At 64.3% G+C, this 19,142-nt stretch carries 15 protein-coding genes; 14 read left to right on the top strand and 1 reads right to left on the bottom strand.

The features are described 5' to 3' along the window. The first annotated feature begins 146 nt into the window (after positions 1–146). From C5N93_RS07120 to hisC, 13 genes are all read left to right on the top strand, one after another. Positions 147–3,188 carry a FimV/HubP family polar landmark protein gene (locus C5N93_RS07120; RefSeq protein WP_242558758.1) on the top strand — a complete coding sequence of 1,014 codons (3,042 nt, stop codon included), beginning with the start codon at positions 147–149 and terminating at the stop codon, positions 3,186–3,188. Positions 3,189–3,388: 200 nt separating this feature from the next. Beyond that, complete coding sequence (gene truA / locus C5N93_RS07115) at positions 3,389–4,189, top strand: tRNA pseudouridine(38-40) synthase TruA (protein WP_242558757.1); 801 nt, start codon at positions 3,389–3,391, stop codon at positions 4,187–4,189. Continuing rightward, complete coding sequence (locus C5N93_RS07110; protein WP_069345169.1) at positions 4,186–4,845, top strand: phosphoribosylanthranilate isomerase; 660 nt, start codon at positions 4,186–4,188, stop codon at positions 4,843–4,845. Before truA ends, C5N93_RS07110 begins: the two co-directional genes overlap by 4 nt. Before the next feature lie 59 nt (positions 4,846–4,904). After that, a complete protein-coding gene (trpB, locus tag C5N93_RS07105; protein ID WP_242558756.1) occupies positions 4,905–6,107 on the top strand; it encodes a tryptophan synthase subunit beta in 1,203 nt (400 codons plus the stop codon). A 74-nt stretch (positions 6,108–6,181) separates the two neighbouring features. Then, the gene (locus tag C5N93_RS07100) at positions 6,182–7,111 is read left to right on the top strand and encodes a site-specific DNA-methyltransferase (RefSeq protein WP_242558755.1); all 930 of its coding nucleotides are present in this window, start codon (positions 6,182–6,184) and stop codon (positions 7,109–7,111) included. After that, positions 7,065–7,889 (top strand): tryptophan synthase subunit alpha, encoded by an 825-nt coding sequence (gene trpA / locus C5N93_RS07095; RefSeq protein ID WP_242558754.1) that lies wholly within the window; start codon positions 7,065–7,067, stop codon positions 7,887–7,889. Before C5N93_RS07100 ends, trpA begins: the two co-directional genes overlap by 47 nt. A gap of 194 nt (positions 7,890–8,083) precedes the next feature. Continuing rightward, positions 8,084–8,959 (top strand): acetyl-CoA carboxylase, carboxyltransferase subunit beta, encoded by an 876-nt coding sequence (gene accD / locus C5N93_RS07090; protein ID WP_069345089.1) that lies wholly within the window; start codon positions 8,084–8,086, stop codon positions 8,957–8,959. Positions 8,960–9,042: 83 nt separating this feature from the next. Further along, a complete protein-coding gene (gene folC, locus C5N93_RS07085; RefSeq protein WP_242558753.1) occupies positions 9,043–10,341 on the top strand; it encodes a bifunctional tetrahydrofolate synthase/dihydrofolate synthase in 1,299 nt (432 codons plus the stop codon). A 45-nt stretch (positions 10,342–10,386) separates the two neighbouring features. Then, positions 10,387–11,430 carry an SPOR domain-containing protein gene (locus C5N93_RS07080; RefSeq protein WP_242558752.1) on the top strand — a complete coding sequence of 348 codons (1,044 nt, stop codon included), beginning with the start codon at positions 10,387–10,389 and terminating at the stop codon, positions 11,428–11,430. 1 nt (position 11,431) lies between these two features. Continuing rightward, positions 11,432–12,400 (top strand): CvpA family protein, encoded by a 969-nt coding sequence (locus tag C5N93_RS07075; RefSeq protein ID WP_242558751.1) that lies wholly within the window; start codon positions 11,432–11,434, stop codon positions 12,398–12,400. A 55-nt stretch (positions 12,401–12,455) separates the two neighbouring features. Further along, positions 12,456–13,976: an amidophosphoribosyltransferase gene (gene purF, locus C5N93_RS07070; protein ID WP_069345092.1), complete on the top strand. Its 1,521-nt coding sequence runs from the start codon at positions 12,456–12,458 to the stop codon at positions 13,974–13,976. 267 nt (positions 13,977–14,243) lie between these two features. Continuing rightward, positions 14,244–15,431: an O-succinylhomoserine sulfhydrylase gene (locus C5N93_RS07065; RefSeq protein WP_242558750.1), complete on the top strand. Its 1,188-nt coding sequence runs from the start codon at positions 14,244–14,246 to the stop codon at positions 15,429–15,431. Further along, a complete protein-coding gene (hisC, locus tag C5N93_RS07060) occupies positions 15,428–16,501 on the top strand; it encodes a histidinol-phosphate transaminase (protein WP_242558749.1) in 1,074 nt (357 codons plus the stop codon). The genes C5N93_RS07065 and hisC overlap by 4 nt, the downstream gene beginning before the upstream one ends. A gap of 188 nt (positions 16,502–16,689) precedes the next feature. Here the strand turns inward: hisC and C5N93_RS07055 are convergent, their stop codons facing one another. Further along, the gene (locus C5N93_RS07055; protein ID WP_242558748.1) at positions 16,690–17,829 is read right to left on the bottom strand and encodes a hypothetical protein; all 1,140 of its coding nucleotides are present in this window, start codon (positions 17,827–17,829) and stop codon (positions 16,690–16,692) included. A gap of 348 nt (positions 17,830–18,177) precedes the next feature. Here C5N93_RS07055 and C5N93_RS07050 point away from each other — a divergent pair, with 348 nt between their 5' ends. Then, entirely contained in the window at positions 18,178–19,071 is an 894-nt protein-coding gene (locus tag C5N93_RS07050) for a hypothetical protein (protein ID WP_242558747.1), read from the top strand. The last annotated feature ends 71 nt before the right edge of the window (positions 19,072–19,142 follow it).

Here is a 19,142-nt window from a genome sequence, read left to right as displayed (position 1 = left end):
GGCGGCCCGCGAGGCCGCCGTCCGCGCTTTGGGAGGCCCTCCAATTCGTTGGGGCGCCAGTGACAAACGACTGACAGGCTAGACAAGACACAGTGCGGAAATACTCGACCGGCAAGCGCGCAAATTCGTCCCGTAGTTCGTTTCGCTTGAGTGCGGCAGCGGCTGTCTTGTGGAGCCTCGGGCTTCTCAACGCCGGGGCCGCCGAGTTCGGTCCGCAACAGGTGCGCTCGGGTCCGGGCCAGCCGTTGCGTGCCGTGATCGTGCTGGGCAACGTGTCGCAGGCCGAAGCCGACGGACTGTCGGTGAAGCTCGCGCCGCGTGAGGCGTTCAAACAGGCGGGGCTGCGCTACGACCCGACGCTCGAGAAGCTCTCCGTGTCGGTCACGCCGACGGGTGGGCGCGAAGCCGGGTACAGCGGCACGTATCTCGTGCACGTCGATTCGGCCGAGCCGGTCAGCACGTCCTTCCTCGATTTGTTGCTGGTGCTCGAATGGCGCACGGGCCGTCAGTCCAACGCCGTGACGTTGTCGGCGATCCCCGAAGCCAGCGCGGCACAGCCGCAGGCCGTGGTGCCTGCCGCGGCGACCCAGTCGTCGGCATCATCCCCGACCCCGGCTTCCGCACCGGCGCCTGCGCCGGCCCCCGCAACGGCTGCTCAATCGGGCAGTGCGTCGGCTGGCGGCGCGGCGGCGTCGGGTGATGACACGCACAAGGTCGGTCGGGGCGATTCGCTGTCGTCGATCGCCCGGGAGTACACGGGTGGAGAGGGCGGCACGACGCTGGCGCAGATGATGACCGCGTTGTTCGAGGCGAACCGCTCGGCATTCATTGGCAACGATCCCAATCGGCTGCGTCTTGGGGCGACGTTGAATCGTCCCGCCGATGCGCAGGTGCAGAATATTCCTCCCGCGCAGGCACGCAAGTTCGTGTCGGCGGCGCGGGAACAGTTTGATGCGTATCGCGCGCGGCTGGCCGAATCGACGGCGCAGCAGGCAGCACCGGCCGGTGGCCGCAGTGCACAGGGCGCGATCGAAGCGGGCAAGGCACCGGAAGCTGCCGCTCCCGCCACGCGCGATGAATTGAAGCTGTCTCGACCCGGCAAGGGTGGGGCGGCCGGTTCGGCCGGTCGTTCCAGTGGCAGCGAAGAAGAGCAAATCGCCCAGGGCAAGGCACAGACCGAGGCTCAGGGCAGGGTGAATGAGTTGCAGAAGAACGTAGCAGATCTCCAGAAGCTGTTGGCGATGAAGAATCAGGCCGTCGCTAATCTGGAGCAGCAGGCCGCCACCGCTTCCGGGGCGACTGCGCAAGAGAAGACGGCGAAACCCGCCGATAGCAAGACGACCGCGCCGGCAGGCGCCGTAGCGAACAAGCCGGCGACGGCCGATGCCAAACCGGCCGAAGCTGCCGATGTTGCTGCGAGCGGTGCTGCGGCGGCTGTCGCGTCCGGTGCCGCTGCGGCTGATGCGGCTTCGGCGGCGTCGGCTGACGCGAATGCTTCCGCCGCGACCGCGGCTGCGTCGGCCAGCGAGGCCACAGCAGCCGCCGCGTCTGCGGCAACGGCGGCAAGTGCTCCGGCGGCCGATACGAAGGCCGATACGAAGCCGGCGCCGAATGCCGCGATGAACTGGCGCGCGGTGACGCAGAATCCTTACGTGCTGCCGGGCGCAGGCGCGCTGGTGGTGTTGCTCGGCCTGTGGTGGCTGATGCGACGTCGTCGTGCCGAGCCGTCGGCCGGGCAGCCGGGGCCGTATGACGATGGTCGTGATGGGCACGATGGCCACGACGGCAGCGACCGTCCCGTCCCACCGCAGGCGGCCGCGCAAGCGGATGCTCCGGTATCGTCCGGCGTGGCGGCTGCCGCAGGCGTTGCAGCGGCTGGCGCAGCAGGGGCTGCGGCCATGTACGCGGCCAATCAGGCGGAAGCCGACGAACACCTGCACCCGGAAGCCGAGACGACCTGGCCCACGCCGGAGGGCGAAGTCCCCGCCGCGGCCGACGCCACGACGAACGAACTCGATGCATGGGATGCCGCGCAAGATGACGTGACCGATGAGTTGGCTGCCAGCGCGCAAGCCGACGCGTCGCCGATCGCCTCAGAAGCCTTCGATGTGCCCGCTGAGCCGCTGATGGATGAGGCGTCGCACGCAGCGCAGGATGTGCCTGCCGAGGCCGCCAGCGAGCCGGAAATCGATTGGGATGCCGCGTTCGCGGAGCAAGCGGGCGAGGTCGCGGCTGCGCCGCAGGACGATTCGGCGCAAGCCACGCTCTCGTCGCTCGAAGCGCTGGGTGCTGCGGCTGCCATCGGTGGCGTGGCCGTAGCAGCGCCGTCGCCATCCGAACCGGAAGCGGCGCAAGCGTCCGCATCGGAGGCCGACCAGGACACGACGCCGGATGGTGGTGTGGCAGGCATGCTTGGCGACCTCGATCTGGGCATTCCGGGCCAGCCGGCGAACGTCGGCACGATTTCGAGCGACGCGCTGCCGTCGTTGAGCAAAGGCATCGGTTCGGTGCAGTTCACGATGGCGCCTCCGGGCGATCCGCGTCTCGAACAGGCGCGCGGTGCGGATTCCGGCGATATGGCCGATGACATGTCCGATCTGGCCGACGATCTCGATGGCGAGTTGAGCGACGCTGATTTCGACGCCGCGATGAAACAGGCTGAGCAGGCCACCAGCGCGCCGGAAGCGCCGCGCAGCTACACGGATTCGGCGCATGAAGCGCCGTCGCTGCGTCCGATGTCGTTCGACCTGTCGGATTTCAGTCTGGATCTGAAGGGGGACGACGCTGCGGCAGCCCCGGCTGCAGCGGCATTCGTCACCGCGCCGACGTTGCCCGAAGCGGTCGGCGAGCAAGCGCTGGTCGAGCACGAAGCACTGGCAGCCCCCGTGCCGCAGACGCCTTACGCCGAGGCGCCGGCAACGCCGCAGGAACCGCAGGTCGTGGCGCCCGACGCCGTTGCCCTGGAGCCGGTAGCGTCCGCGCCGACATCGAACGCTCAGCCGATCGAGCCGCGCGCCGCAGAGCCGGGCGTGCCGGACGAGTTCCACACGAAGCTCGAACTCGCCACGGCGTACCAGACCATCGGCGACGACGAGGGCGCGCGTGAGTTGCTCGAAGAGGTGATCGCCGGTGGCGATGCGTCGCAGCAATCCGTCGCGCGGGCACGACTGGCCGAACTTGGGAAGTAACGCGGAGCGGCACTGGTGTTCGCGGCGTGATATCGCGCCGTGCGATGCGGTGTCCCGCGCAGTCGCCGGATCGGACTCAGCTCGGATGGGCGCACCGGCTGCGCACGAATCGAGTCGGGTTCACCCGTTACGGCCTGTACAGAACTGATTGACCGTAGTTTGGGGCGCTCGTTGGTTGAGCGCCCATTTTTCTTTTTCATATGCGAATCGCACTGGGCATCCATTACGACGGCACGGCGTTCTCCGGCTGGCAATCGCAGCCGCATGGCAACACCGTGCAGCAGGCGCTCGAAACCGCATTGCGCGAATTCGGCGGCGTCGCGCTGCCTACGACCGTAGCGGGCCGCACCGATACCGGCGTGCATGGCATCGGTCAGGTGGTGCATTTCGATACCGACCTGGACCGGGCGATGTTCTCGTGGGTGCGAGGCGTCAACGCGTTCCTGCCCAAGACGGTCGCCGTGCAATGGGCGCAAGCCATGCCGGACGACTTTCACGCGCGCTTCGCTGCCTTCGAGCGCACGTACTTCTACGTGCTGTACGCCAATCCGGTGCGCTCGCCGCTGCTGCACGGCCGCACGGGATGGCTCCACACGCCGCTCGATCTGGAAGCCATGCGCACCGCCAGTCAGGTGCTCGTGGGCGAGCATGACTTTTCGGCGTTCCGTTCGTCCGAATGTCAGGCCAGGACGCCCGTGAAACACCTCTATGCCATCGACATCGAGCAGCAGGGCGATTTCTTCCTCTTCCGCTTCCGCGCAAGTGCCTTCTTGCATCACATGGTGCGCAACATCATGGGATGTCTGGTGTCGATCGGGCGGGGACGCCAGCCGGCGAGCTGGATGACGCACGTGCTCGCCAGTGGTGACCGCCGTCAGGCCGCCCCGACGTTCATGCCCGACGGCCTCTATCTCGCTCGCGTGGGGTATCCTGAGTCATTCCAGGTGCCGGAGCCCAACTGGGCTGCCTGGCCGTTCCCGATGCCGTGGGCAAGTTCATGAAATCTCGTACGCGTATCAAGATTTGCGGCCTTTCGCAGCCCGCCGACATCGATCATGCGGTGGCGCTCGGTGTCGACGCCATCGGTCTCGTCTTCTACCCGCCGAGCCCGCGCTACGTCGACCTGACGCGTGCGGCGGAACTGGCCCGCCGGGTACCGCCGTACGTCAGCGTCGTCGGCCTGTTCGTCAACGCCAGCGCCGATGACATCGCGCGCGCCGTCGACGCCGTGCCGCTCACCACACTCCAGTTTCATGGGGACGAAACCCCCGAGCAGTGCGCCGCGTTGTCGGCCGCAGCAGGGAACCGTCCGTATATGCGCGCTATGCGTATCGGCCCGGAGACGAAAGACAGCGGCGATTTGCTACAATTCGCCAATGCATACACCGCCGCGCAAGGGATCTTGCTCGACGCTCTGGTCGAGGGCTATGGCGGTGGAGGAAAGGTTTTCGATTGGTCACTTATTCCAAAAGACATCGCGCGTCGGGCCGTTTTGAGTGGTGGCTTGAACGCACACAACGTTGCTGATGCCATCCGTCGGGTGACGCCTTATGCCGTCGATGTATCGAGCGGTGTCGAGGCGTCGCGGGGCGTGAAGGATCACGCCCGCATGACGGCGTTCGTGCAAGCGGTTCTGGCAGCCGACGCCGAAAGCTAATGCAACCCGCCGGGGCGGCCGCAAGGGCCGCGCACCCGGTAACGCGAAGAGTGACGACCATGTACGATTTACCTGACGCCCGCGGCCATTTCGGCCAGTACGGCGGTGTCTTTGTGGCCGAGACGCTGATTCACGCGCTCGATGAACTGCGTGAGGCTTATGCCAAGTATCAGCAGGATCCGGCCTTTCTCGAAGAATTCCATTACGAACTGAAGCACTACGTCGGCCGTCCGTCGCCGATCTATCACGCCAAGCGCTGGAGCCAGGAGCTGGGCGGCGCGCAGGTGTACCTCAAGCGCGAAGACCTGAATCACACGGGCGCGCACAAGGTGAACAACGTGATCGGTCAGGCGCTGCTCGCGCGTCGCATGGGCAAGCGCCGTGTGATCGCCGAGACCGGCGCCGGTCAGCACGGCGTGGCCACCGCAACCATCGCTGCGCGTTTCGGCATGGAGTGCGTGGTGTACATGGGCTCGGAAGACGTCAAGCGTCAGGCCGCCAATGTGTACCGCATGCAACTGCTCGGCGCGACCGTCGTGCCGGTGGAGTCCGGCTCCAAGACGCTCAAGGATGCGCTCAACGAAGCCATGCGCGACTGGGTGACGAACGTCGAAAGCACGTTCTACATCATCGGCACCGTGGCCGGCCCGCATCCGTATCCGATGCTCGTGCGCGACTTCCAGAGCGTGATCGGGGAAGAGTGCAAGGTGCAGATGCCGGAACTGGCCGGCCGTCAGCCGGATTACGTGCTGGCCTGCGTGGGCGGCGGTTCGAACGCGATGGGCGTTTTCTATCCGTACATCGATGTGCCGGACGTGAAGCTCATCGGCGTGGAAGCGGCGGGCGATGGCATCGAGTCGGGCCGTCATGCGGCATCGATCATCGGTGGCACGCCCGGCGTGCTGCACGGCAACCGCACGTATTTGCTTCAGGACGCCAACGGGCAGATCACGGAGACGCATTCGATCTCGGCAGGCCTGGACTACCCGGGTGTCGGACCTGAGCATGCGTGGTTGCATGACATCAAGCGCGCCGAGTACGTGGGCATTACCGACAAGGAAGCCCTGCGTGCGTTCCACGACTGCTGCCGGATCGAGGGCATCATCCCGGCACTGGAGTCGAGCCATGCGCTCGCTTATGCGTGCAAGCTGGCGCCGACGCTGCCGAAGGATCAGATCGTTCTGGTCAATCTTTCGGGGCGCGGCGACAAGGACATGCACACCGTGATGGCGCTGGCGAAGCCGGCACCGGAAGGCGCATAAGTCGCATTCGTCGACGACCACCGATCCCAAGCACCCGACCAAGCACCTGAGCGGTGAAGGACAACAGAACCAGCATGACCGATCTGACTGATCGCAAGGCGCGCCGCGACGTCCCCGGGACCGAGCGTCCCGTGGATGCGACCGAAGCCGCCGCCGCGCGTCTCGAGGCCCTGGAAGCGGCCGGCGAGTTGCGCGCGCGATGGGCGCCGGGCGACATCACGTTGCGTCATGCGGACTTTCTGCAACATCTGCACGAACTGGAAGACGGTAGCGTCGACCTGATCCTTGCCGACCCGCCCTATGGGCTCGGCAAGGATTACGGCAACGACTCCGACAAGCGTTCCGGCGAGGATTTTCTCGGCTGGACGTACGGGTGGCTCGAAGCGGCGATTCCGAAGCTCGCGCCGCGCGGCTCGCTCTACCTGTTCTGCACGTGGCAGTACGCCCCGGAACTGTTCGTCTTTCTGAAGCAGCGCATGCTGATGATCAACGAGATCATCTGGGATCGCCGCGTGCCCAGCATGGGCGGCAGTACGCGGCGGTTCTCGTCCGTGCACGACAACATCGGCTTTTTCGCGGTTTCGAAGGACTATTACTTCGACCTCGATGCCGTGCGCGTGCCGTACGACGCCGCCACGAAGAAGGCGCGCTCGCGCCGTATCTTCGAGGGCAGTAAATGGCTGGAGCTGGGGTACAACCCCAAGGATCTGTGGTCGATTTCGCGATTGCACCGGCAAGACCCCGAACGGGTCGACCATCCGACGCAAAAACCGCTGCATATCATTGAGCGCATGGTGCTGGCCAGTTGCCCGCCCGGCGGTCTCGTGCTCGACCCTTTCATGGGCAGCGGCACGACTGCCGTGGCTTGCGCGCTGCACGGCCGGCGTTTCGTCGGCTATGAGCTGAACGCGCACTACCACGCGCTCGCCAACCAACGACTTCAGAGACTTTCCGATCATGTCCCGCATTCAAGCGACGTTCCAAGCCTTGCAAGCGCAGGGTAAAAAAGGCCTCATTCCGTTTATCACTGCCGGCGATCCCGAGCCGGGCTGGACGGTAAAGCTCATGCACGCGCTGGCCGACAACGGCGCCGACGTCATCGAACTCGGCGTGCCGTTCTCCGACCCGATGGCCGACGGGCCTGTCATTCAGCGTGCCTCCGAGCGCGCGCTCGCCCGGGGCGTGAGCCTCGCCGAAGTGCTCGGCTACGTGGCCGCGTTCCGTCAGACCAATGACCGTACGCCGGTCGTGTTGATGGGCTACGCGAACCCGATCGAAGCGATGGGGCTCGACGCCTTCGCCGAGCGCGCCGCCAAAGCCGGCGTGGACGGCGTGCTCGTCGTCGATTACCCGCCCGAAGAGGCCGAAGCCTTTGCCGGCGCCGTACGCGCGCATGCCATCGATCCGATCTTCCTGCTCGCGCCCACGTCGACCGACGCCCGGATTGCGGCGGTGGCGCGTCAGGCGAGCGGCTATCTGTATTACGTCTCCCTGAAGGGGGTGACGGGCGCTACCAGTCTGGATACGGCCAGCGTGGCCGCGAAGATCCCCCAGATCAAGGCCGAGGCGGACCTGCCGGTCGGCGTGGGCTTCGGTATTCGCGACGCCGAAACGGCCCGCGCGGTGGCGAATGTGGCCGATGCCGTGGTGATCGGCAGCGCCATCGTCCAGTTGCTGGAAAACACGCCGCGTGATCTGGAGGGCCAGAACGCGGTAAAATCGCTGGCTGAATTTATCGGCGGTATCCGTCAGGCGCTCGACTCGGGCGCCAAAACGGCGTAAATTCGCGGCAGAAATTTGCCGGGAGGCGGGAAGGCGGCGACGGGGTGTCGGTGCCGCCCGCAGTGGGATCCGCTGGATTGTCCGCTTTACCGCCCGATAAAACGCTGAATTGAAACGATCGTATTACACGGTCGCCGTGAACCCCCGAAAGCGCCTGCTGCCACAACGTAGCGGGCGTTTCGCAAGGAGTAACTATGAGCTGGCTCGATAAGCTGCTGCCCCCCAAGATCAAGCAAACCGATCCGACGCAGCGCAACAAGAGCATCCCGGAAGGGCTGTGGATCAAGTGCCCGTCGTGCGAGGCCGTGCTGTATCGCGCCGACGTGGAGGCGAATCTGCACGTCTGCCCGAAGTGTGACCATCACATGCGCATCGGTGCGCGCGCGCGTCTGGACTCGCTGCTCGACTCGGAAGGCCGTTATGAACTCGGTCAGGAAATCGTCCCCGTCGACGCGCTGAAGTTCAAGGACAGCCGCAAGTACCCGGATCGCATCAAGGAAGCGATGGACGACACCGGCGAAACCGACGCGATGGTGGTGATGGGCGGTGCGATCCACACGCTGCCGGTCGTGGTGGCCTGCTTCGAGTTCTCGTTCATGGGCGGCTCGATGGGTTCGGTGGTCGGCGAGCGTTTCGTGCGCGGCGCGCAGAATGCGCTGGAGCAGGGCGTGCCGTTCATCTGTGTGACCGCTTCGGGCGGTGCGCGTATGCAGGAAAGCCTGCTCTCGCTCATGCAGATGGCAAAGACCACGGCCATGCTCACCAAGCTGGCTAACGCCAAGCTGCCGTTCATCTCCGTGCTGACCGACCCGACGATGGGCGGTGTATCGGCCAGCTTCGCTTTCCTCGGCGACGTAGTGATTGCGGAACCGAAGGCGCTGATCGGCTTCGCCGGCCCGCGCGTGATCGAGCAGACCGTGCGTGAGAAGCTGCCGGAAGGCTTCCAGCGTTCGGAGTTCCTGTTGCAGAAGGGCGCGATCGACATGATCGTCGACCGTCGCAAGCTGCGTGAAGAAATCGCCCGCCTGATCGCCCTGATGCAGTGTCAGCCGGCAGACGCCGTCGCGTAAGTCGAGCGGATCCAACGCATCGAACGCAATAGAAAGCGCGGACGTTAGAGACGTCCGCGTTTTTGTTTTTCTGCCCGCATACCATGCCGACATACTCCACCCTCGACGCCTGGCTCGCCCATCTGGAAACCGCTCACCCTGTGGGCATCGATATGGGGCTCGCGCGCATTGGCCGCGTGAAAGACGCCCTCGGTCTGACATTCCCGTGCCCCGTCTTCACGGTCGGCGGCACGAACGGCAAGGGCTCGACCTGCGCCATCATCGAAGCGATTCTGCTGTCCGCCGGTTACCGCGTGGGCTGCCACACGTCGCCGCATCTGATCTCGTTCAACGAACGCGCACGCCTCAACGGCGAAATCGTCGACGATGCCACGCTGCTGCCGCATTTCGAAGCGGTCGAGAAGGCACGCACGAGCTTTGACGAACCGGTCTCGCTCACGTATTTCGAATTCACCACGCTCGCGATCATGCATATGTTCGCCACGGCCGGGCTCGACGCCGTGATTCTCGAGGTGGGGCTGGGCGGGCGCCTGGACGCCGTGAACATCGTCGATGCGGATTGCGCCGTCATCACGAGCATCGACATCGATCATCAGCAGTATCTCGGCGATACGCGCGAGGCGATCGCCACCGAGAAGGCGGGCATCTTCCGTCCGGGCAAGCCTGCGGTCTGTGGCGATCCGATGCCGCCGGCCACGTTGATCTCGGAGGCCGAGCGTATCGGCGCCGACCTGTGGCTGTTCGGGCGTGACTTCAACTATCAGGGCGACAAGCAGCAGTGGAGCTATGGCGGGCGCCAGATGCGTCGTCCGGCGCTCGCGTACCCGGCGCTGCGTGGCGCCAACCAGTTGCTCAACGCCTCGGCGGCGCTCGCCGCGCTCGAATCGATGCGCGACGTGCTGCCGGTGTCGGCGCAGGATATCCGTCTGGGATTGGCGTCCGTCGAGTTGCCGGGGCGTTTTCAGGTGCTGCCGGGGCGTCCCGCCGTGGTGCTCGACGTGGCGCACAATCCGCACGCCGCAGCAGCGCTCGGCCACAATCTCGACGGGATGGGCTTCTTCCCGTACACGTACGCCGTGTTCGGCGCGATGGCCGACAAGGACATCGAAGGCGTGCTGCGTCATCTCGTCGACAAGGTCGATCACTGGCGCCTGTGCGCGCTGCCGACCGAGCGTGCCGCGAGTCCGGCGCTGCTCGAAGAGAAGCTGCGTGCCGTCGGATTCGTCGAAGATGCCGATCATTCGATCGAAACCTTCGAATCGCCTGAGAAAGCTTACGCTGCCGCGCTCGAGCAGTGCGGCGAGAATGATAGAATTGTGGTTTTTGGATCGTTCTTTACGGTGGCGGGCGTGATGTCGCACCGCAAGTTGCAGCGCCACTGAGGTGTGTCGACGCGTATGTCGTGACATTTGCTTACGAGAAATGTCATGCGCAGCACGCACAAGATGCGCGATGATCAATCCAACGACGCAAGTTTCGACCTGAGCCAAGGGCCTATGGGATTGTTTTCCTTCCGCAAGAAAGACGCCGAAGCCGTTCCCCCGAAGCGCGGTAGCCGCAGGAGCGGCCGCACCGGCACCCGTACGGCGGGAGGAGGGGGCGAGTACAGCGAGCACGAGCAACTCGACCCGCTGCTGCCCGAAAAGCAACGCGCGCGCCGCCGCCTGGTCGGCGCGCTTGCGCTGGTGCTTGCGGCCGTGATCATTTTGCCGATGGTGCTGGCGCCCGAGCCCAAACCGACGGCTGACGACATCGCCATCCAGATCCCCGGTAAGGATGCCAACTCGCCGCCTGTGCGCGTGAAGCCTCAGACTGCGGCGACTGCACCATCGGATGCGTCGCTCGACAAGGGCGAGGAAGCCGTCGACAGCAGCACGCTCGCGGCGTCGTCCAAGCCCGCGCCGGCACCGACGGCCGTGCCGCCGTCGGCCAGCGTCGCCCCGACGCCGTCCCCCGCGCCGAGCGCCGTGCCTGAGCCGCAAATCGCGCAAGCGAAGCCCGAGGTGAAGCCGGAAGCCAAGCCGGAAGCCAAGCCCGAGGTCAAGAAGCCGGAGCAGCACGCCGACGCCAAGCCGGCAGCCAAACCGGAGTCGCACGACGCGGCCAAGGCACCGGCCAAGCCGCAGCAGCCGAACAACAACGTGGCGGATCCGATCGCGCAGTTCGCGCAGAACAATGCCACGGCCAAACCGGCCGCCAAGCCGGACACGCACGATTCCGCGCAGAAGCCAGCCTCGAATGGCAAGTATCTGGTCCGCATCGGGGCCTTCTCGACGCAGGACCGGGCACAGGCCTGGCTCGTCAAGTTGAAGCTGGTGAACGTGCCGAGCTACATGGTCAAGAGCACCGTTGACGGCCGCGAGTTGTACCTGTTGCGGGCAGGCCCGTTCCCGGATCGCACGGCGGCGGAAGCGGCCGGCAAGAAGATTCGCGACGCCGGACTGACGGCGCAGGTCGCCGAGGCGGGCTGATTTGGGCGATACGGTGCATAGCGGTCTGTTGACCGTGGTGGATTACGCGGCCATCGCCATTCTGCTCGGTTCGATGTTGCTGGGCATGTTGCGCGGCCTGGTTCGCGAGTTGTTCAATCTGGTGGGCTGGGTCGTGGCGTTCTTCGTGGCGCGCGCCTTTGGCCCGACCGTGGCGCACTGGCTGCCTGCCGACCTTCCCGGCGGCGAACTGACGCAAGGTGCGCTGGGCTTCCTGCTGGTGCTGGTGGCGGTGGTGTTTGGCGCCGGAATCGTCAGTGCGCTGGTGGGACGCATGACCGATATGATCGGCCTGCGTCCGGCCGATCGCGGTTTGGGCATGTTATTCGGCATCGTTCGCGGCATTCTGCTCTTGATGTTGTTGATGGTCGCCGCCAAGTTAACGGCATTGCCGCAACAACCGGTCTGGCAACAGTCGCTGACGCGGCCATGGGTCGAGGCGGGGCTGGATCGACTGATGCCGTACCTGCCGGAGGCGGTGCAGCATTACTTGCGCAAACCCGAGGCGGTCGTGCCGAGCGTCAATCCGATGGGAACGACGATTCCCTTGCCACAATTGGAACCCTATCGCGGCGGCCAGAATGGTCAGGGCGGGCAGGGCGGTCAGGGCGGTCAGTCGGGCGACGGTGCACAGCGTCCTTCCGGCGGCCAGAGCGGTGCGGCAAGCGGTATCGTCAACGACGTTGCGAACGACGTGACGAACGAAGTGAAGAACGGCGCGGCGAAAGCCGTTTCGACGCGGTTGTCGAACCTCATGGGTGGCGCGCTTCGCGACACCAGCGGTACGGCGCTGTCCGGTGCGGGGCTGAATGCCCAGGGGACGGGGGATGCGGCCAACGCCCAGCAGCAGGGCTGGGGCATGCGCAGCGGTGGCGTAGGGGGATCGGGCGGCTCGGCAGCCCCCGGCGGAACGCCCACGCCGTCGACCGGCCTGCACAAGGTTTCCGAATGACGGATAATACTGTCCGTTTGACGCAGATTTCGATGTTTTTTGAAGGATTCATGCCATGTGTGGCATCGTCGGTGTAGTCTCCAAATCCCCGGTCAACCAGTTCATTTACGATAGCTTGCTGCTGCTGCAGCACCGCGGCCAGGACGCCGCCGGTATCGCAACGACGGATGGCCAGTCCTTCTACATGCACAAGGGCAACGGCATGGTGCGCGACGTGTTCCGCACGCGCAACATGCGCGATTTGCCGGGCACGGTCGGTATCGGCCAGGTGCGCTACCCGACGGCAGGTTCGTCGAGCGCGGCGCAGGCCCAACCGTTCTACGTGAACGCGCCGTACGGCATCGTGCTTGCCCACAACGGCAACCTGACGAACTGGGAACAGCTCAAGGACGAGATGTTCCGCGTCGACCGTCGTCACATCAACACCACCTCCGACTCGGAAGTCCTGCTCAACGTGCTCGCGCACGAGTTGCAGGAAAGCTCGCGCGACGGCTTGTCCGTCGAGTCGCTGTTCCAGGCCGTGAGCAAGGTGCACAACCGTCTGCGCGGCTCGTACGCCATCGTCTCCATCATCTCCGGCTTCGGCCTGCTCGCGTTCCGCGATCCGAACGGTATCCGCCCGCTGTGTATCGGCCGCTCCGATGGCCCGAACGGCACGGAGTGGATGGTGGCGTCGGAGTCGGTGGCACTCGAAGGCATGGGCTTCGCGTTCGAGCGCGACGTCAAGCCGGGTGAGGCGATCTTTATCAGCAACGACGGCGAACTGACGTCGAAGCAGTGCTCGGCATCGTCGTCGATGCATCCGTGCATTTTCGAGCTGGTGTATCTGGCGCGTCCGGACTCGGTGCTCGATGGCGTGCCGGTCTACGACGCCCGTCTGCGCATGGGCGATTACCTCGCCGAGAAGATTCGTCGCGAAATCGACTACAAGGACATCGACGTCGTCATGCCGATTCCGGACTCCAGCCGTCCGGCCGCCATGCAGGTCGCCAAGCGTCTCGGTCTGAACTATCGCGAAGGCTTCTTCAAGAACCGCTACGTCGGTCGCACCTTCATCATGCCCGGTCAGGCGATGCGCAAGAAGTCGGTGCGCCAGAAACTCAACGCCATGCGCGTGGAGTTCAAGGACAAGAACGTGCTGATCGTCGACGACTCGATCGTGCGCGGCACGACCAGCCAGGAAATCGTGCAGATGGCGCGTGACGCCGGCGCCCGCAAGGTGATCTTCGCCTCGGCGGCGCCGCCCGTGAAATTCCCGAACGTATACGGTATCGACATGCCCACGCGCAGCGAACTGGTCGCGCACGATCGCAGCGATGAGGAAGTGGCGCGCATCATCGGCGCCGACGAACTGATCTATCAGGACGTCGAAGACATGAAGGCTGCCGTGCGCGACATCAACCCGGCGCTCTCCGACTTCGATGCTTCGTGCTTCGACGGTAACTACATCACGGGTGATGTCACGCCGGAGTACCTCAATCGTCTGGAGCAGCAACGCAAGGCGCCGAAGGCGCCGGTCGTGGAGTCCAGCGAAGGCGATGAAAACGAACCGCGCGGCGCGCAACTGGGCCTCTGAGCCTGGTGCAGCCGGTGCAATGATGACCGGAAGCCCCCACGGATCGGGGCTGCCGGGCGGGGTGGCGGAGTTTTTCCGTCCTCGCCCGCAACGTGCTACACTGCTTCTCACGTCGATTTGATTTCAGCTTGCGGACGTGGGGGAATATCCCCGAAACAGCTAAAGCGAGGCCTAGACAGATGGATTTCGAGCCCGTTTTGCTGACAAGCGAAACGGGCTTTTCTTTTTTTGGCCGGCGAGCGCGCCGACCCAATGACGAGACACACGATGGATTCCTTCGACTTCGATACCCTGGCGGTGCGCGCGGGCACGCAACGCTCCGAGTTTGGTGAACACTCCGAGGCGCTGTACCTGACCTCGAGCTTCGTTTTCAAGAGCGCGGCCGAGGCTGCCGAGCGCTTCGCGCATTCGGAAGAGGGCTTCACGTACTCGCGCTTCACCAACCCGACCGTATCGATGTTCCAGGACCGTCTGGCCGCGCTCGAAGGCGGTGAGGCGTGCATGGCGACGGCCTCGGGCATGAGCGCCATCGTGTCCGTGGTGATGACCGCGCTCTCGGCGGGCGATCACCTCGTCAGTTCGCAAAGCATTTTCGGCTCGACGCTGAACGTCTTCTCGACGATCTTCAGCCGCTTCGGTGTCGAGACGACGTTCGTCGATCCGACCGATCTCAACGCATGGCGTGCCGCGATCCGTCCGAACACGAAGATGTTCTTCCTGGAAACCCCGTCCAACCCGCTCACCGACATTGCCGACATCGAAGCGATCGGCAAGATCGCGAAGGAAGCGGGCGCACTGTTCGTCGTTGACAACTGTTTCTGTACGCCGGTGTTGCAGCGTCCGATCGAATACGGTGCGGACGTGGTGGTGCACTCGGCCACGAAGTACCTTGACGGTCAGGGTCGTGTGCTGGGCGGCGCCATCGTCGGCAAGAAAGACTTCATCATGGGCAAGATCTTCACGTTCGTGCGCAGCGCCGGCCCGACGCTCTCGGCGTTCAACGCCTGGGTGTTGCTCAAGGGGCTGGAGACGTTGTCGTTGCGCGTGGAGAAGCAATCGGCCAATGCGCTCGAACTGGCACAGTGGCTTGAGCAGCAGCCGCAGGTCGGTCGCGTGTTTTATCCGGGCCTGCCGTCGCACCCGCAGTACGAACTGGCGAAGCGTCAGCAAAAGTCGGGCGGCGCTATCGTCGCCTTCGAACTCAAGGGCGCGACGCCTGCCGAGCAACGCGAGAACGCCTGGCGCGTGATCGACAGCACGCGTGTGTGCTCGATCACGGGCAACCTCGGCGATACGCGCACGACCATCACGCATCCGGCGAGCACCACGCACGGCCGTATCACGCCGGAAGCGCGCGCTGCGGCGGGTATTACCGAAGGGTTGATCCGTCTGGCGGTCGGTCTGGAATCGCCGGCTGACATTCAGGCCGATCTGGCACGCGGTTTCAAGTCATGAGCCAATTCTGGAGCGCCGGCGTCGCCGATCTGACGCCCTATGTCCCGGGTGAGCAGCCGCAGATGCAGCGCCTCATCAAGCTCAACACCAACGAGAACCCGTACGGTCCGTCGCCACGCGTCGTCGCTGCCATTCGCGAGGCGCTCGGTGCCGATGCCGATGCGCTCAAGCTGTACCCCGATCCCGACGCACGCCGTTTCAAGCAGGCGATTGCCACGCGCTTTGGCCTCGACGTCGCCAACGTGCACGTGGGCAACGGTTCGGACGAAGTGCTGGCGAACGTGTTCCAGGGCTTGCTGAAACACGACAAGCCGATTCTGTACCCGGACATCACCTACAGCTTCTATCCCGTGTATTGCGGGCTGTATGGCGTGGCGTTCGAAACCGTGCCGCTCACCGACACGTTCGAGATTGCCGTCGACGATTACCTCAAGCCGAACGGCGGCATCATCTTCCCGAATCCGAATGCCCCGACGGGACGCGTGCTGGCGTCGGGCGAGATCGAACGTCTGCTCGCAGGCAATCCGGGCTCGGTGGTCGTCATCGACGAGGCGTATATCGACTTCGGTGGCGAGACGGCGGCCGGTCTGATCGCGAAGTACCCGAACCTGCTGGTCGTGCAGACCCTGTCGAAGTCACGTTCGTTGGCGGGGCTGCGTCTGGGTTTCGCCATCGGGCACAAGGATCTGATCGAAGCGCTGGAGCGTGTGAAGAACAGCTTCAACTCGTACCCGCTCGATCGTCTTGCACAGGCGGCGGGCGTGGCGGCCATCGAAGACGAAGCGTATTTCGACGAGACGCGTCGTGCGGTCATCGAAAGCCGTGAAGCCTTGACGTCGCGACTGACGGCGCTCGGTTTCGAGGTGCTGCCGTCGAAGGCGAACTTCGTGTTCGTGCGTCACCCGGCACACGATGCGGCGCAACTGGCCGCAGCGCTGCGTGAGCGCTCGATCATCGTGCGTCACTTCAAGCATGTGCGCATCGCGCAGTTCCTGCGGGTTACGGTCGGAACGGAAGCGGAATGCGTGGCACTCTCCGATGCGCTGAGCGCATTGCTTGGGGCGATCTGACTCGCATCGCGCAGCACAAGGCCTCAGTGCTTCCTCTGCGCGGAGTGACGTGGATTCGCCACTCCGCGCAGCACGCGATCGTCGGTCGTTGATCATCTTCATCGAGGGGGTCATCCGCGTAGTCTCGTGCCGGCAGAGTTCGGCAACGACGGTCTACCCTGTCAGTTGGCAAGGGAAAGTCTTGCCGCTCAGGGCAGGTATCGACTCAGTCGTGTGAGTGCTGGTTCGACACCGAACGACCGGGCGGTCGTCAGCAGCTTTCCATCGGGTTGAATCGCGAGGCTTCGCATCATGACCAACAGGTTGCCGGCGGGCGGTGGTTCGACGATGATGCCGTCGTTCCCGAATGTCGTATCGCGACTGCCGCTCGGATTCAACCGCTCGAGCACTGCCCCGGACGTGCCGTAGAGCGCACCTGCCGCAACGATTTTTCCGTCTGCCTGCATGGCGAGCGAGAACGGGGCGTAACTACTGCTATCGCCTAAACGTGAAATGACCGGCACGCCACCGTTGAAGGTGCTGTCGAGGCTGCCGTTGGCTAACAGGCGAAAAAACCACGCGACTGCGCTCTTGCCGGGCTCCGCCTGGGTGTCGCCGACGGTGCCCGCGAGTACGAGTTTCCCGTCGGCCTGAACGACAATCTGGCTGACGTTCCAATGCCGCAGTGCCGGATAGTCACTCGAAAAATCGAGTGGCACATGGCCGCCTGTGCCGAAAGAGGGATCCAGATTCGCGGCGGCATCGAAGCAGGAGATGCCCGATCTGTCGCCGGTGTACATCCGGCCGTCGGGCAGGGCTGCGAAAGCGGATGCCACGCCGGACGCGGCAGGAAACGGCACGAGGCCGTTGCTTCCGAAGCTGCTGTCCGGGAGGCCGTTGGCCGTGAGTCGCGCAAACGTTGTTGCCGGAGGGGCCGTGGTGGATTGGGACGAATTACCGAGGATGATGATCTTGCCGTTGCCCAGCAAGTGCATGCCGACGAACGAGTCATCGAGGCCGGGTGGGATATGGATGACGTATTTGCCCTCCAGGCCAAATGTCGTGTCCAGCGTCCCGTTCTGATCGATGCGGCAGACTTGCAACAAACGGAAGCCTGCGAACGGGCGAGCGACGATCAGGTTGGCGAGGACGATCTTGCCGTCGTCGGTGAGGGCCGCGGTCTCGGGATAGAAAGTTTCTCCAGTGGTGTCACCGAACGTGATGTAAAGGCGCCCGTTGGTACCGAAGGTGCCGTCGATCTCACCGTTCGGAAGATGGCGATACGCAAACACGCCGTTGCGATGCCGCTCCTCGGTGCCGAAGCTGATGATCTTGCCGTCGGGCAGCAACTGCGAGACGCCGCTGGCCATGGGAATGTCGACGTGCCCTTGCGTGCCGAATCCGGCGTCGGGCTGCCCGTTGCGATGTGATGACGTCATGATTGCGTTCCTTGTGGACGGCCCTTCCGACGATGTTGCCTCGTAGGCCATGCGGGCAGGATCGCGAAACGTGTGACGCGCGACAACTGTCAACCTTGTCAGTTGTCGCCCGTAAATCCCGCTGCAAAAATCCCCCCTGTGAGGTGGAGTTTGCCTCCCTTTTCAGCGAAACCGCACGAAATGGGGGATCTCATCATGATGCGTTTTCTGGTGAACACATGTAGCGTCGTGTTGTTTGTGTGCTTGCTGAGCGCCTGCATGTCTGTGCCTACGCGAACGGCAGGCGGTCAATCGCCGGGCATATCTGCACAACGCGATATCAAGAGCCTGCACACGCGCGGGCTGGAGACGATCGTCGAGCTTTACGTCTATTACAACTCGACCGTGATGGATTGCGGTGGTCCTCAGCTTCCGGCCGTGTTATGCAGCGGCGTGCCGATTCGCGCCACGCAGAACGTGCCCGATGGCACGCCGTGGGAGCCGAGCGCGTCGTCGATCGAGAGCGGGGGTACGTCGTTCTCCTGGCTGCGTCAGGACGCGAACTTCTCGCTGATTCCGATTAGTCGCACCAACGGCTTCATCTTCTATCCCAGGATGCGCACGCCGACGGACAAGATCGGCAACATCGAAGTGCTCTGCGGGTTTTCGATGGATGGGCTGACGTCTTACCGGGATGAGCAGGGATGCGGCGAGTCGGTGGTGTATCCGGTGGAGAGTCGTCCATGCGACATCGTGGGGGTGACGACCGCGGCGCAATGGTTTGCGAAGTGGGATGCCGCGTTCGACAAGATGTCGCAGGTGTGCGGCTTCAATCTTCGGGAAAGTGCCAGAGATCAGGCAGACCGGTTCGTGCAGGTGATCCTGGCGAAACACATGATTCCGGATCGGTTTTGGGTGCAGTGGAACGAACTGCGTCTCGCCACGTGGGCGCAGGGCGTTGGCAAGGACCTGCCGATCATCGCGTTCTTCTATGGCGATGGCAATGCGGATGGGCTCGCCGGTGCCCGCGCGGATCAGCAGAAGTACTTCGACCTTTATGCGCAGGCCATCCCGATCGTTCGCATTGCATTGCCGGCGGAGAAGGGAGGTCGCACCCAGTTTTCCTACAGCGATGACGATCAGGCCGTACACGAGAAGGTGGCGCGCAGGTAATGGGAAAAAAGCAAAGCGCCGGAGGAAGGGGCGCGCGAGCAGGACAGCAGGACGATAGGGGGTGGGGGTGC

The organism is Pandoraea sp. LA3 (assembly GCF_022696215.1).
In the GTDB taxonomy this organism is placed as follows: Bacteria; Pseudomonadota; Gammaproteobacteria; order Burkholderiales; family Burkholderiaceae; genus Pandoraea; species Pandoraea capi.
The sequence above is the reverse complement of the archived record's forward strand: the minus strand, read 5'-3'. Positions and strand labels throughout refer to the sequence as shown.

Bases quoted from the DNA above. Each gene is read 5' to 3' on its own strand.
- C5N93_RS07100 (WP_242558755.1), top strand. From the start codon at position 6,182: ATGACCGATCTGACTGATCGCAAGGCGCGCCGCGACGTCCCCGGGACC.
- C5N93_RS07110 (WP_069345169.1), top strand. From the start codon at position 4,186: ATGAAATCTCGTACGCGTATCAAGATTTGCGGCCTTTCGCAGCCCGCC.
- trpB (WP_242558756.1), top strand. From the start codon at position 4,905: ATGTACGATTTACCTGACGCCCGCGGCCATTTCGGCCAGTACGGCGGT.
- accD (WP_069345089.1), top strand. From the start codon at position 8,084: ATGAGCTGGCTCGATAAGCTGCTGCCCCCCAAGATCAAGCAAACCGAT.
- C5N93_RS07065 (WP_242558750.1), top strand. From the start codon at position 14,244: ATGGATTCCTTCGACTTCGATACCCTGGCGGTGCGCGCGGGCACGCAA.
- truA (WP_242558757.1), top strand. From the start codon at position 3,389: ATGCGAATCGCACTGGGCATCCATTACGACGGCACGGCGTTCTCCGGC.
- C5N93_RS07050 (WP_242558747.1), top strand. From the start codon at position 18,178: ATGTCTGTGCCTACGCGAACGGCAGGCGGTCAATCGCCGGGCATATCT.
- trpA (WP_242558754.1), top strand. From the start codon at position 7,065: ATGTCCCGCATTCAAGCGACGTTCCAAGCCTTGCAAGCGCAGGGTAAA.
- folC (WP_242558753.1), top strand. From the start codon at position 9,043: ATGCCGACATACTCCACCCTCGACGCCTGGCTCGCCCATCTGGAAACC.
- C5N93_RS07080 (WP_242558752.1), top strand. From the start codon at position 10,387: ATGCGCAGCACGCACAAGATGCGCGATGATCAATCCAACGACGCAAGT.
- purF (WP_069345092.1), top strand. From the start codon at position 12,456: ATGTGTGGCATCGTCGGTGTAGTCTCCAAATCCCCGGTCAACCAGTTC.
- hisC (WP_242558749.1), top strand. From the start codon at position 15,428: ATGAGCCAATTCTGGAGCGCCGGCGTCGCCGATCTGACGCCCTATGTC.